The sequence below is a fragment of the Streptomyces sp. NPDC002690 genome (genome assembly GCF_053592415.1).
On the sequence record NZ_JBSFVR010000211.1, the window covers coordinates 1 to 12,681 of the forward strand.

A 12,681-nucleotide genomic window follows, 5' to 3' on the forward strand; every position below is an offset into this window, starting at 1 on the left:
TCGCGAAGTACAGCGTCTCGTGGCTGAAGCGCTTCATCGACAACGACACCCGGTACGAGCAGTTCCTCTGCCCGATCCCCCCGGCGGTCTACGAGGTGTGCGGGCAGGTGCCCCGGTACTCGGCGATGGTCAGGCTCGCCGAGGGGATCGGGCAGAGGAACTGCTCGTACCGGGTGTCGTTGTCGATGAAGCGCTTCAGCCACGAGACGCTGTACTTCGCGATCGTCGTGTTCGACGAGTTCGGGGTGAAGTGGGTGGCCCCGCGCAGCTCCAGGTACGCCTTGTCGAGCGTGCTGGGCAGCGAGTTGTAGAACGGCTTGGAGTGGGTGAGCACCGGGGCGATGGTGTCGCCGTCCGCGCCGATCACCAGGGTGGGTGTGCGTACCTCGGGCCAGGTGGTGTCGGTGTTCCAGCCGGTGAGCGGGATCGCCGCCTTGAGCGAGGTGCGGCTCTTCGCCGCTTCCAGCGTGCCGCCGCCGCCCATGGAGTGGCCCATCACGCCGAGGCGTGAGGAGTCGATCCGGGTGCGTACCGAGCTGCTCTGCGTGAGGTAGTCCAGCGCGGCAAGGAGCTGTCGCCCCCGGCTGTCGGGCTGGTCCAGGGTGGTGTTGGTGTCGATGGTGAAGACCACGAAGCCCTGGGAGGCGAGGCGCGGGCCGAGCCACGCGATGCTCGACTGGTAGGCGGTGAACCCGGGTGAGATGACGACCGCGCCGAAGGTGCCGTCCGCCGTGGAGGTCGGGTAGTAGATCGTGCCGCCGCCGAAGCCGGTGACGCCGAGCGAGGAGACGGAGGTCTGCGAGGTGGCGTAGGAGCCGCGCAGCGCCTCGATGCTGGAGGTGGTGGGGGCGGGGCCGCGCTCGTAGGGGTTGGTGGCGGCCTGCGCCCCGGCGGGGCTGAACGCGGTGAGCAGGCCGGCGGTGACGGCAGCCGCGGCGAACAGGCCCTTGACGGCCCGGAGTCGGCTCGTGCGGGTCCGGTGGTCCGGAGCGGTGTCGCCGGAGGTGTGGAGCTGCTGCACGGGGGATCCTCTCGGTGGGGGGGCGTACCCCGCCGGACGTCTCCCGGTGGCCGTCGTCCGAGGCTCCGGGGTGCTCCGCGTGGTACCGCCGCGTCGTTCGCTGGCGTTGGCCACTCTGGCGGTGCTCCCCGGCGTCACGCATCGGCGATATCGCCGGTCCCGCCGCGCGCCTCCCTGTCGGGCCGGACGGCCCGCGCACGCGCGAGGGGCGGGTGCGGGACGTCCGTCCCTCACCCGCCCCTGGGCCGTGTCGTCAAAGTGCCGTCTGCCGGGCGACGCCCGGCACGCACGCTCGCCGCGTTGTCGGAATCGTCCTCGTACGCCCAGTACGAGGACGATCCTCCGCCTTACGATCGCACGCACCGGACGCCGCCCCGCCCGGCCTCCGGCCGAACGACGGCACTTCGACGACACGGCCTCGGCGTCGCCTCAGCGGACCGGGTGTCCGGCTTCCCGCAGGGCGCCCTTGACCTCGGAGATCCGCAGATCGCCGAAGTGGAAGACGGACGCGGCGAGGACCGCGTCTGCCCCGGCGTCCACGGCGGGCGCGAAGTCGGCGAGCCGGCCGGCGCCTCCGGAGGCGATGACGGGGACGGTGACGTGGGCACGTACCGCCTTGATCATCTCGGTGTCGTAGCCGTCCTTGGTGCCGTCGGCGTCCATCGAGTTGAGCAGGATCTCGCCCGCGCCCAGCTCGGCGGCCCGGTGCGCCCACTCGACCGCGTCGATGCCGGTGCCCCGGCGGCCACCGTGCGTGGTGACCTCGAAGGTGCCCTCCGGGGTGCGGCGGGCGTCGACGGAGAGCACGAGGACCTGACTGCCGAAGCGTTCGGCGATCTCACGGATCAGCTCCGGGCGGGCGATGGCGGCGGTGTTGACGCCGACCTTGTCCGCACCGGCGCGCAGCAGCTTGTCGACGTCCTCGGGGGTACGGACGCCACCGCCGACGGTGAGCGGGATGAAGACCTGTTCGGCGGTGCGGCGGACCACGTCGTAGGTGGTCTCCCGGTCACCGCTGGAGGCGGTGATGTCCAGGAAGGTCAGCTCGTCGGCGCCCTCGGCGTCGTACAGCTTGGCCATCTCGACGGGGTCGCCCGCGTCGCGCAGGTTCTGGAAGTTGACGCCCTTGACGACCCGGCCCTTGTCGACGTCCAGGCAGGGGATCACGCGTACGGCGAGGCTCATCGCTCGCCTCCGCGGAACGCCTCGACCTCGACCTCGACGACCAGGCTGGGGTCGACGAAACCGGAGACGATGAGCATCGTGGCGACCGGCCGCACGTCGTCGAAGAGTTCCTTGTGGGCGCGGCCCACCTCGTCGACGTCCCGGGCGTGCGTGAGGTACATGCGGGTACGCACGACGTCCTCGCGGCCGAGGCCCACCTGGGCCAAGGCGGCGAAGGCGACCTCGAAGGAGGAGACGGCCTGCTCGTACGGGGAGCCGGCCGAGATCTCGCCCTTGACGACGGAGGTGCAGCCGGCCACCAGGACGAGGCCGCCGGGGAGTTCGACGGCGCGCGCGTAGCCGAACTTCTCCTCCCAGGGTGCCCCGGACTGGATCCGGCGCACGCCGGACGCGGGTGCGGAGTCCGCCGGTGCGGAAGCCGCGGGTACGGAGTCCGTCATGCGGCGACCGCCTTGAGCGCCTCTTCCAGGGTGAACGCCTCGGCGTAGAGCGCCTTGCCGACGATCGCGCCCTCGACGCCTTCGGGCACCAGCAGGGAGATCGCGCGCAGGTCGTCCAGCGAGGAGACGCCGCCGGAGGCGACGACCGGGCGGTCGGTGACGGCGCAGACGTCGCGGAGCAGGCCGAGGTTGGGGCCCTGGAGGGTGCCGTCCTTGGCGATGTCGGTGACGACGTAGCGGGCGCAGCCCTCGGAGTCGAGGCGGGCGAGGGTCTCGTAGAGGTCGCCGCCGTCGCGGGTCCAGCCGCGACCGCGCAGGGTGGTGCCTCGGACGTCGAGGCCGACCGCGATCTTGTCGCCGTACTGAGCGATGACCTTGGCGACCCACTCGGGGGTCTCCAGGGCGGCGGTGCCGAGGTTGACGCGGCGGCAGCCGGTGGCGAGGGCGGCCTCCAGCGAGGCGTCGTCGCGGATGCCGCCGGAGAGCTCGACCTTGATGTCCATGGCGCCGGCGACCTCGGCGATCAACGCGCGGTTGTCACCGGTACCGAAGGCGGCGTCGAGGTCGACCAGGTGCAGCCACTCGGCGCCGGCGGACTGCCAGGCGAGAGCCGCCTCCAGCGGGGAGCCGTAGGAGGTCTCGGAGCCGGACTCGCCGTGCACGAGGCGGACGGCCTGTCCGTCGCGTACGTCGACGGCGGGAAGGAGTTCAAGCTTCGGCATTACAGCGTCTCGATCCAGTTGGTCAGCAGCTCGGCGCCGGCGTCGCCGGACTTCTCGGGGTGGAACTGGGTGGCCCACAGCGCGCCGTTCTCCACGGCCGCCACGAACCGCTCTCCGTGCGTGGCCCAGGTGACCCGGGGGGCGCGGATGTTGGCGTTGGTGACTTCGAGGGTCCAGTCGTGCGCCGCGTAGGAGTGCACGAAGTAGTACCGGGCCTCGGGGTCGAGTCCGGCGAAGAGCCGGCTGTCCTCGGGTGCCTCGACGGTGTTCCAGCCCATGTGCGGGACGACGTCCGCCTTGAGCGGGCCGACGGTGCCGGGCCACTCGTCCAGGCCCTCGGTCTCCACGCCGTGCTCGATGCCCCGCTCGAAGAGGACCTGCATCCCGACGCAGATGCCCATCACCGGACGGCCTCCGGAGAGCCGGCGGCCGATGATCCAGTCGCCGCGGGCGGCCTTGAGGCCGCCCATGCAGGCGGAGAAGGCTCCGACGCCGGGGACGAGGAGTCCCTCGGCGTTCATCGCCTTGTCGTAGTCACGCGTTATCTCGACGTCCGCGCCGACCCGGGCGAGCGCCCGCTCGGCGGACCGGACGTTGCCGAAGCCGTAGTCGAAGACGACTACCTTCTTCTTCTCGCTCATCTGAAGTTCCCGGCCCCTCAGTCCCACAGTCCCTGGATACGCAGTACGCCTGCCGCCAGGCAGAACGCGGCCGCGAGTCCGAGCAGTACGACGACGCCCTTGGGCATGCCCTGCTTGGCGAAGGAGTAGACGCCGCCGGCCAGGAAGAGGCCGACGACGATCAGAATGGTGTTGAGGCCGGTCACAGGGCGCCCTTCGTGGAAGGCAGGATTCCGGCCGCGCGCGGGTCGCGCTCGCTGGCGTAGCGCAGGGCCCGGGCGAGGGCCTTGAACTGGCACTCCACGATGTGGTGGGCGTTGCGGCCGTACGGGACGTGGACGTGCAGGGCGATCTGGGCCTGCGCGACGAAGGACTCCAGGATGTGCCGGGTCATCGTGGTGTCGTACTCGCCGATCATCGGCGCCATCTTCTCCGGCTCGGTGTGCACCAGGTACGGGCGGCCGGAGAGGTCGACGGTGACCTGGGCGAGCGACTCGTCCAGCGGGACGGTGCAGTTGCCGAAGCGGTAGATGCCGACCTTGTCGCCGAGCGCCTGCTTGAAGGCGGCGCCGAGCGCGAGGGCGGTGTCCTCGATGGTGTGGTGCGAGTCGATGTGCAGGTCGCCCTCGGTCTTGACCGTGAGGTCGAAGAGGCCGTGGCGGCCGAGCTGGTCGAGCATGTGGTCGTAGAAGCCGACGCCGGTGGCGACGTCGACCTTCCCGCTGCCGTCGAGGTTGATCTCGACGAGTACGGAGGTTTCCTTGGTGGTGCGCTCCACGCGGCCCACGCGGCTCTCGCCCGTCATGCGGCTCTCGCCCGTCATGCGTCGTGCTCCTTCTTGATTTCGCGAACCGCATCGAGGAACGCGTCGTTCTCTGCCGGGGTCCCCGCGGTGACCCGCAGCCATCCCGGTACGCCGTTGTCCCGGACCAGGACGCCCCGGTCGAGGATCGCCCGCCAGACGGCGTGGCTGTCCTCGAAGTGCCCGAACTGGACGAAGTTGGCGTCGGACTCGGTGACCTCGTAGTCCATGGCCCGGAGTTCGGCGACGATCCGGTCCCGCTCGCTCTTGAGCCGCTCGACGTACCCGAGGAGCGTATCGGTGTGCTCCAGGGCGGCCAGCGCGGTGGCCTGGGTGACGGAGGACAGGTGGTACGGCAGGCGTACCAGCTGGACGGCGTCGACCACGGCGGCGTCGGCGGCGAGGTAGCCGAGGCGCAGCCCGGCGGCGCCGAACGCCTTCGACATGGTGCGCGAAAGCACCAGGTGCGGCCGGCCTTCGATCAGCGGGAGCAGCGAGGCGCGGTGGCTGAACTCGCCGTACGCCTCGTCGACGACGACGAGGGAGGGCCGGGCCGCCTGCGCCGCGTCGTACAGCGCGATGACGGTGTCGGCCTCGACGGCGGTGCCGGTGGGGTTGTTCGGGGAGGTGATGAAGACGACGTTCGGGCGGTGTTCGGCGATGGCCTTCTTCGCCGCCTCCACGTCGATGGTGAAGTCCTCGTTGCGCGGACCGGAGATCCAGCCGGTGCCGGTGCCGCGCGCGATGAGGGCGTGCATCGAGTACGAGGGCTCGAAGCCGATGGCGGTGCGGCCGGGGCCGCCGAACGCCTGCATCAGCTGCTGGAGGACCTCGTTGGAGCCGTTGGCCGCCCAGACCTGCGCGGTGGTGACCTCGTGCCCGGCGGTGCGGCTGAGGTAGCCGGCGAGTCCGGTACGCAGTTCGACGGCGTCCCGGTCCGGGTAGCGGTTGAGGTCGCGGGCGGCCTCGCGGACGCGTTCGGCGATCCGCTCGACGAGCGCCTCGGGCAGCGGGTAGGGGTTCTCGTTGGTGTTCAGCCGGACGGGCACGTCGAGCTGGGGGGCACCGTACGGGGACTGGCCGCGCAGCTCCTCCCGGATGGGGAGGTCGTCGATGCCGACGGGGCCGCCGTTCACCGTGTTGGTGTTGTCGTCGCTCACGCCTGCGGAACCTTCCAGCCGAACCGTGCCTTGAGTGCCGCGCCGTGGGCGGGGAGGTCCTCCGCCTCGGCGAGGGTCACCACGTGGTGGGTGACCTCGGCGAGTGCGTCGCGGGTGTAGTCGACGATGTGGATGCCGCGCAGGAAGGACTGCACGGAGAGCCCCGAGGAGTGGCAGGCGCAACCACCGGTGGGCAGTACGTGGTTGGAGCCGGCGCAGTAGTCGCCGAGGGAGACCGGCGACCAGGGGCCGACGAAGATCGCCCCGGCGTTGCGTACGCGGTCGGCGACGGCGGCGGCGTCGGCGGTCTGGATCTCCAGGTGCTCGGCGCCGTAGGCGTCGACCACCTTCAGCCCGTCCGCGAGGTCGCGGACGAGGACGATCGCGGACTGCCGGCCGGCGAGCGCGGGCGCGATGCGGTCGGTGACGTGCTTGGAGGCGGCGACCTGGGGTGCGAGTTCGGCCTCGGTGGCGGCGGCGAGTTCCTCGGAGTCGGTGACGAGGACGGCGGCGGCCATCGGGTCGTGCTCGGCCTGGCTGATCAGGTCGGCGGCGACGTGCACCGGGTCGGCGGTGGAGTCCGCGAGGATCGCGATCTCGGTGGGGCCTGCCTCGGCGTCGATGCCGATGCGTCCCTTGAGGAGGCGCTTGGCGGCGGCGACGTAGATGTTGCCGGGGCCCGTGACGAGGTTCACCGGGCGGCAGCCGTCCTCGCCCTCGGTGCCGTAGGCGAAAAGGGCGATGGCCTGGGCGCCGCCGGCGGCGTACACCTCGTCCACGCCGAGCAGGGCGCAGGCGGCCAGGATGGTGGGGTGCGGCAGGCCGCCGAACTCCTTCTGCGGCGGGGAGGACACGGCGATGCCCTCGACGCCGGCCTCCTGCGCCGGGACGACGTTCATGACGACGGAGGACGGGTAGACCGAGCGTCCGCCGGGGACGTAGAGCCCGACGCGCTCGACGGGCACCCACTTCTCGGTGACCGTGCCGCCGGGCACGACCTGGGTGGTGTGGGTGGTGCGGCGCTGCTCGCGGTGGACGAGGCGGGCGCGGCGGATCGACTCCTCCAGCGCGGCGCGCACGGCGGGGTCGAGCTCCGCCAGCGCGTCGGCGAGGGCCGCGACCGGGACCCGGAGCGATTCGGGCCGTACGCCGTCGAATTTCTCTCCCCACTCGATCACCGCTGCCGAGCCACGATGGCGTACGTCCTCGCAGATGGGCCGCACCGTCTCCAGGGCGGCTTCCACGTCGAACTCGGCACGGGGCAGCAGGTCGCGCAAGGGGGCGCCCTCGGGGAGGACGTCGCCGCGCAGATCGATTCGAGAGATCACACCCCCAATTCTCTCAGACCGCCCGAGCCGTCCGGTCGGCCGTATCAGTGGCTGATACATATCTCCGTCACCCTGTGTGCCGTTTTCCGTTCATACGGTCACACAGGGGGAAGAACGGCAGTAGGTCGTGTCCGGTCCACGCGCCGGATCGGCGGGCGCGCCCGCCCGACGGGGCGGCCGGACACGGCCCAGGGTGTGTGCACAGGGAGGTCGGGAGTGACGGAGCCGCACGAGAGCGACATCCCGGAAGGGCTCAGCGCCGCGGAGCTGGGCATGTGGCAGTCCTTCCGGAACGGGACCACCTTCGATCTGCGCACCCACGACCCCGAACGCGACGATCCGTTCGGCCCGCACATGTGGGGGCCCGGGCGGAGCGTCGGCGCCCGGGTCGTGGCGAGGCTGCTGCTGAGCGGTCCCCCGGCCAGGCCGGGGCGGGTGGCGGCGCTGAAGCTCAGGGGCGTACGCGTCACGGGCAAGCTGGATCTGGCCGGTGGCCGGGTCTCGCCGTACGTCGAGCTGACCGGCTGCCGGTTCGAGCAGGAGGTGGTCTTCCCCGAGTGCCACTTCACGACGCTGCGGATGGTCGGCTGCGCGATGCCACGGCTGGAGGCGGCCCGGCTGCACACCGAGGGCGATCTCCATCTGCCGCGCTGCCGGGTCGACCGGGGCGTGCGGCTGACGGACGCCCAGATCGGTACGGACCTGCTGATCAACCAGATCAGCGTCGGCTGCGACCGGCGTGGCCGGGCCATCGCCGCCGACGGGCTGAGCGTGGCGCAGGACCTCCAGGCGGAGATGATCGAGACGTACGGCGAAGTCAGCCTGCGCGGGGCGACGGTGGGCGGTTCGCTGAGCCTGCGCGGCAGCCGACTGCGGGCGGCGGACGGTCGCAAGGCCCTGAACGCACCGCAGTTGAGGGTGGAGCGGACGCTTTACCTGACCGAGGCGTGGGTGAGCACCGAGACGGGGAACCAGGGCACCACTCCCCCGTACGGCATCGTGCACGGCCCGACCTCGGACCTGACGCCCGCCCGCGGTTCGCGCTCGCAGATCTTCGAGTGCCGGGGCGGGGTCCGGCTCGACGACGGGCGGTTCGGGGACGTGCTGGACCTGCACCTGGCGCGGTTCGTGCTGGAGCCGCAGGAGGAGCTGTCGCTGCGCCGGATCGTGGTGCCCGAGCTGCGGTTCAGCCTGGAGCGCCCCGAGGAGGGCCGGGTCGTGCTGAACGGCGCCCGGGTGGTCACCCTGATCGACCTGTCGAGCAGCTGGCCGGGACCGGGCGGCCTGGCGATGGGCGGGTTCGTCTACGAGAACCTCGTCCCGTACGGCCACTTCCCGCTCTCCCGCAGGCTGGAGTGGGTGCTCGCCGCCACCCCTGAGTACGTCCCCGAACCGTACGAGCGGCTGGCGACCGTACTGCGCAACTGCGGCGAGGACGCGGACGCCCGGGAGGTGCTGCTCGCCAAGCAGCGCAGGCGCCGGGAGACGCTGCCGATCGCCGGGAAGCTGTGGGGGTTCCTCCAGGACTGGACGGTGGCGTACGGCTACCGGCCCGGGCGGGCGGCGGTGTGGATGGCCGTGCTCTGGGCGGCGAGCACCCTGGCCTTCTCCCAGCACCAGCCGGAGTCGATCAAGGGCGACGAGCACCCGGAGTGGAATCCGGCGCTCTACGCGCTCGATCTGCTGATCCCGGTGATCGGTCTCGGCCAGGACGGCTACTGGCGCATGACGGGCGGCTGGCAGTGGGGGGCCGCCGGACTGGTGCTGGTGGGGTGGGTTCTGGCCACCACGGTGGCAGCCGGGGCCTCCCGGCTGCTGAGCCGGGGGTGACGGCGAGAAGGCGGAAGCGGGGGTGAGGGCGCGCCTCGGCCCCGCCCCCGGCCCGGAAGCCGAAGGCGGGGCCGAAGCGCGACGGAGCAGGCGGGCGGCCCGTTCCAGCCCCCACAGAAGGTCTAATTTCAGCCAACCACACGCACGCCCTTTGCCTGTTCTTGACCTTTCCGGGGGCAATCTCGCCGGATCCCCCCGCGTCGGCACGAAAGCTTCACACCAGACCCCTGGCGCCGCTCCCACCAGCGTCTTTCAATGGTCCGCACCATGCCCTCGCTTCGCGCTCTGCTCAGTACCGCGCGCAGGGTCCGGCACAGCCCCCGGCTGTCCGCCGGACTTCCCCCGGCCGACGCGGTCATGCTCGACGCCCCCGACAGCCTGCTCTCCCCCGCACTGGTGGCCGCCGCCGAAGGCGCGTACGGGCCGGCCGCCAAGCTCCTCGCCACCACTCGCGACGCCGCCGACTGGGAACTGCGCGACCGCTACCTCGGCCGGCTGGTCGCCTTCGCCCGCGGCCGGGACGGCTGGCTGGACGACTGGCTGTCCGCTTCCCCCGGCGACCCGGACGCGCTGCTCGTCCGGGCCGGGCTCGCGGCGCACCGGGCGTGGGAGTCGCCCGCCACGGCGGAGCGGCTGCGCGAGATCGCCCCGCTGATCGACGCTGCCGCGGAGGCCGAGCCGCGCGACCCGGTCCCCTGGCACCTCGCCCTGGACCAGGCGCGGGGCACCCGTGCCCCGCACACGGTGTTCGAGTCGGTCTGGGAGGAGGCGGTCCGGCGCTCCCCGCACCACTACGGCTGCCACGTGGCGGCACTGCACTACCTCTCCGCCACCCGGCGCGGTTCGCACCGCGCGTGCTTCGACTTCGCCGAGCGGGCCGCCGAGGACGCCGCCCCGGACTCCCTGGTGCAGGGGCTGCCGGTGCGCGCCGCCGCCGCGCTGCTCCTCGACCCGCGGGCCGTCGGCTGGACCGCCCCCGTGCCGGAGCGGCGGATCGACGACGCCGCCGACCTGGCGATCGGCCTCGGTGCCGCGTACGCCGCCGGGGACCCCTGGCCCGCCGAGATCCGCAACCTGCTCGCGTACGTCCTGGTGGTGCGGGGCCGCTGGAGCGAGGCGCTGGAGCAGTTCCGGCTGATCGGGCCGCACGCCCAGTCGTTCCCGTGGTCCCAGTCGTTCCCGTGGTCCCAGTCGTTCCCGTGGTCCCGGTCGTCCCCCTGGTCCCGGTCGTCCCCGTGGTCCCGGTCCGTCCCGAGGTCCCGGTCCCTCCCGGCGTCCCGGTCCCTCCCCTGGTACCGGTCCGCCCCGTGGTCGCCGGTGGCCGAGGACGCGCTGGCCCGGTTCCTGGACACCAGGGACGTGGCGCGGCTCCAGGTGGCCTCGGCGACCCCGCTGTGGAACCGGGCCGCCCACGGCCGGCCCCTCGGCCATTACGCTTGAGCGTTGTGACCACAGCGCACCTGCCCCTCTTCCCGCTCAACGCGGTTCTGTTCCCCGGCCTCGTGCTGCCGTTGAACGTCTTCGAGGAGCGATATCGCGCCATGATGCGCGAGCTGCTGAAGACCGACGAGGACGAGCCCCGCCGCTTCGTGGTGGTGGCCGTCCGGGACGGCCGGGAGACCGCGACGACCGGCACCGGGATGCCTCAGAGCGCGGCGGTCCCGACCGACCTCGCGCCCGCCGACGGCTTCGGATCAGACCCGATCCAGTCCTTCCACCGTGTCGGCTGCGTGGCGGACGCGGCCAAGATCCGTGAGCGCGCCGACGGCACCTTCGAGGTGCTGGCCACCGGCACCACCCGGGTCCGGCTGCTCTCGGTGGACGCGAGCGGCCCGTATCTGACCGCCGAGGTGGAGCATCTCGCCGAGGACGAGGAGGCCGGTGAGGCCCGGACCCTCGCCGAGGGGGTGATGCGGGCCTTCCGCACGTACCAGAAGCGGCTGGCCGGGGCGAGCGAGCGGTCGCTGACCACGGGCGGCGACCTGCCGGACGAACCGTCCGTCGTCTCCTACCTGGTGGCCGCCGCGACCGTACTGGACGTGGGCACGAAGCAGCGGCTGCTGCAGGCCCCCGACACCGCGACCCGGCTGCGGGAGGAACTCGCCCTGCTCCGCAAGGAGACGGCGGTCATCCGCCATCTCCCGTCGCTGCCGGCCGTGGACCTCACCCGTGGCCCCACGCACCTGAACTGAACCGATCCCGATCCCGCCCCCACCCGAACAAGCCGGAGACCTTCCGCCCGTGGCGAAGAAGACGAAGAAACAGCAGGGCGGTACCCCGGCCACGGTCGCGCTGACCGCGGCCGGGGCCGCCTTCACGGTCCACTCCTACGAGCACGACCCGGCGGCGCCCAGTTACGGCGAGGAGGCGGCCGAGGCCCTGGGCGTCTCCCCCGACCGGGTCTTCAAGACCCTGGTCGCCGACGTGGACGGCGAACTGACGGTGGCGGTGGTCCCGGTCGCGGGTTCGCTGGACCTGAAGGCGCTCGCCTCGGCGGTGGGCGGCAAGCGGGCCGCCATGGCCGATCCGGCGGCGGCCGAGCGCACCACGGGGTACGTACGCGGCGGGATCTCCCCGCTGGGCCAGCGCAAGCGGCTGCGTACGGTCGTCGACGAAACGGCCGGGTCGCACCCGACCATCTGCGTCTCGGCCGGCCGCCGGGGCCTGGAGGTCGAGCTCGCGGCGGCGGACCTGGCGCGGCTCACCGGCGCGGTGTTCGCCCCGATCGGGCGCGCGTAGCGAAGGACGGGCCACGGCCTCCGGGTACGGCCCGGGGGCCTGGCGCCCCACCGGCCCGGAACCCGGAACCCCGCGGCACCCTCAGGCGGGCGGCACCGGTCCGGCGGGACCCTCCGGGTCGCTCTTCGCCCGGGCCCGCGTGGCGGGCGCGTCGGCGGTACCGGGCGAGCCATCCGTAGCGGGAACACCGGGTGCCCCCGGGGTGCCGTGCACCGGCTGCCCGGCCGTGCCGTACGCCGCCTCGGCGCCGTGCGTCGCCCAGGCGGCGTGCTCCCACTGCGCGTCGGGGTCGGGGTCCGGGGGTGTGAAGACCGCCGTGAGAATCAGGTGCACGACCATCGCGGCCACCGGCCAGGCGAGCAGCGCGCCCTTCGCGTTCAGTTCCAGCGGCGCGTCGAAGGCCACCCCTTGACCGGCCGCCTTGGCGTGGGCGACGACGTCCGAGGTCGGGCCGAGGGCGGCACCCAGCCACCAGGCGAGAAGCCCGCCCAGCAGTCCGCCGAGCGCGAGGGCCACCACCGTCGGGATGCCGCCGGACCGCCGGAGCAGGTAGACCACGACGGCCGAGACGATACCGAAGCCGGCGCCGAGCAGGGCGAACGTGCCGTCCGCTCCGATCGCCTCCTCGCCCTCGCTGTCCTTGAGGTAGACGGCGGTCTCGTCCGAGATCAGCGGGATGCGCGGGGAGAGCCAGAGCCAGAGCAGGCCGAGGGCGACACCCGCGACGGCCAGCACCACGGTGACGGCCGCGGCCCGGACGACCTCGGTCCGCGCCCCGGCGCGGGCGGGCGGCGGCGGCGACTGACCGGGGGCGAGGTGCGAACCCGCCGGAGG

The 12,681-nt window shown here is 72.6% G+C and carries 14 protein-coding genes and 1 pseudogene; 5 read left to right on the forward strand and 10 right to left on the reverse strand.

The features are described 5' to 3' along the window. Nucleotides 1-80: pseudogene (locus tag ACWD3D_RS23720) on the forward strand (poly(ethylene terephthalate) hydrolase family protein); the annotation flags it as partial. Between the two features lie 8 nt (nt 81-88). On the opposite strand, the gene bdeA reads toward ACWD3D_RS23720, so the two are convergent. The 9 genes from bdeA to hisD form a co-directional block, all read right to left on the reverse strand. Then, complete coding sequence (gene bdeA / locus ACWD3D_RS23725) at nt 89-1,021, reverse strand: bis(hydroxyethyl) terephthalate hydrolase (protein WP_451462825.1); 933 nt, start codon at nt 1,019-1,021, stop codon at nt 89-91. 429 nt (nt 1,022-1,450) lie between these two features. Beyond that, nucleotides 1,451-2,206, reverse strand: a complete 756-nt coding sequence (hisF, locus tag ACWD3D_RS23730; protein WP_451462826.1) for an imidazole glycerol phosphate synthase subunit HisF — start codon at nt 2,204-2,206, stop codon at nt 1,451-1,453. Then, nucleotides 2,203-2,646 (reverse strand): RidA family protein, encoded by a 444-nt coding sequence (locus tag ACWD3D_RS23735; protein WP_451462827.1) that lies wholly within the window; start codon nt 2,644-2,646, stop codon nt 2,203-2,205. The genes hisF and ACWD3D_RS23735 overlap by 4 nt, the downstream gene beginning before the upstream one ends. Beyond that, nucleotides 2,643-3,368 carry a bifunctional 1-(5-phosphoribosyl)-5-((5-phosphoribosylamino)methylideneamino)imidazole-4-carboxamide isomerase/phosphoribosylanthranilate isomerase PriA gene (gene priA / locus ACWD3D_RS23740; RefSeq protein WP_451462828.1) on the reverse strand — a complete coding sequence of 242 codons (726 nt, stop codon included), beginning with the start codon at nt 3,366-3,368 and terminating at the stop codon, nt 2,643-2,645. Before priA ends, ACWD3D_RS23735 begins: the two co-directional genes overlap by 4 nt. Beyond that, nucleotides 3,368-4,009: an imidazole glycerol phosphate synthase subunit HisH gene (gene hisH / locus ACWD3D_RS23745; protein WP_451462829.1), complete on the reverse strand. Its 642-nt coding sequence runs from the start codon at nt 4,007-4,009 to the stop codon at nt 3,368-3,370. Before hisH ends, priA begins: the two co-directional genes overlap by 1 nt. Nucleotides 4,010-4,026: 17 nt before the next feature. Beyond that, nucleotides 4,027-4,194 (reverse strand): hypothetical protein, encoded by a 168-nt coding sequence (locus tag ACWD3D_RS23750; RefSeq protein WP_451462830.1) that lies wholly within the window; start codon nt 4,192-4,194, stop codon nt 4,027-4,029. Continuing rightward, entirely contained in the window at nt 4,191-4,793 is a 603-nt protein-coding gene (hisB, locus tag ACWD3D_RS23755; RefSeq protein ID WP_266710430.1) for an imidazoleglycerol-phosphate dehydratase HisB, read from the reverse strand. Before hisB ends, ACWD3D_RS23750 begins: the two co-directional genes overlap by 4 nt. 14 nt (nt 4,794-4,807) lie before the next feature. Next, nucleotides 4,808-5,950: a histidinol-phosphate transaminase gene (locus tag ACWD3D_RS23760; protein WP_451462831.1), complete on the reverse strand. Its 1,143-nt coding sequence runs from the start codon at nt 5,948-5,950 to the stop codon at nt 4,808-4,810. Further along, nucleotides 5,947-7,278 (reverse strand): histidinol dehydrogenase, encoded by a 1,332-nt coding sequence (gene hisD / locus ACWD3D_RS23765; RefSeq protein ID WP_451462832.1) that lies wholly within the window; start codon nt 7,276-7,278, stop codon nt 5,947-5,949. Before hisD ends, ACWD3D_RS23760 begins: the two co-directional genes overlap by 4 nt. A 216-nt stretch (nt 7,279-7,494) precedes the next feature. On the opposite strand from hisD, the gene ACWD3D_RS23770 reads away from it, so the two are divergent. The 4 genes from ACWD3D_RS23770 to ybaK all read left to right on the forward strand — a co-directional run bounded on the left by ACWD3D_RS23770 (nt 7,495) and on the right by ybaK (nt 11,847). Then, nucleotides 7,495-9,108 carry an oxidoreductase gene (locus ACWD3D_RS23770; RefSeq protein ID WP_451462833.1) on the forward strand — a complete coding sequence of 538 codons (1,614 nt, stop codon included), beginning with the start codon at nt 7,495-7,497 and terminating at the stop codon, nt 9,106-9,108. 255 nt (nt 9,109-9,363) lie between these two features. Next, nucleotides 9,364-10,548, forward strand: a complete 1,185-nt coding sequence (locus ACWD3D_RS23775; RefSeq protein ID WP_451462834.1) for a hypothetical protein — start codon at nt 9,364-9,366, stop codon at nt 10,546-10,548. A gap of 5 nt (nt 10,549-10,553) precedes the next feature. Beyond that, a complete protein-coding gene (locus ACWD3D_RS23780; protein WP_451462835.1) occupies nt 10,554-11,300 on the forward strand; it encodes an LON peptidase substrate-binding domain-containing protein in 747 nt (248 codons plus the stop codon). Between the two features lie 49 nt (nt 11,301-11,349). Beyond that, nucleotides 11,350-11,847 carry a Cys-tRNA(Pro) deacylase gene (ybaK, locus tag ACWD3D_RS23785; RefSeq protein WP_451462836.1) on the forward strand — a complete coding sequence of 166 codons (498 nt, stop codon included), beginning with the start codon at nt 11,350-11,352 and terminating at the stop codon, nt 11,845-11,847. 81 nt (nt 11,848-11,928) lie between these two features. On the opposite strand, the gene ACWD3D_RS23790 is transcribed toward ybaK, so the two are convergent. Further along, nucleotides 11,929-12,681: hypothetical protein (locus ACWD3D_RS23790; protein ID WP_451462837.1), on the reverse strand; the 753-nt coding region annotated here is incomplete at its 5' end.

Excerpts from the sequence above, each read along its gene's own strand:
- ACWD3D_RS23735 (WP_451462827.1), bottom strand. The coding sequence starts at position 2,646 with ATGACGGACTCCGTACCCGCGGCTTCCGCACCGGCGGACTCCGCACCC.
- hisH (WP_451462829.1), bottom strand. The coding sequence starts at position 4,009 with ATGAGCGAGAAGAAGAAGGTAGTCGTCTTCGACTACGGCTTCGGCAAC.
- ACWD3D_RS23775 (WP_451462834.1), top strand. The coding sequence starts at position 9,364 with ATGGTCCGCACCATGCCCTCGCTTCGCGCTCTGCTCAGTACCGCGCGC.
- hisB (WP_266710430.1), bottom strand. The coding sequence starts at position 4,793 with ATGACGGGCGAGAGCCGCGTGGGCCGCGTGGAGCGCACCACCAAGGAA.
- priA (WP_451462828.1), bottom strand. The coding sequence starts at position 3,368 with ATGCCGAAGCTTGAACTCCTTCCCGCCGTCGACGTACGCGACGGACAG.
- hisF (WP_451462826.1), bottom strand. The coding sequence starts at position 2,206 with ATGAGCCTCGCCGTACGCGTGATCCCCTGCCTGGACGTCGACAAGGGC.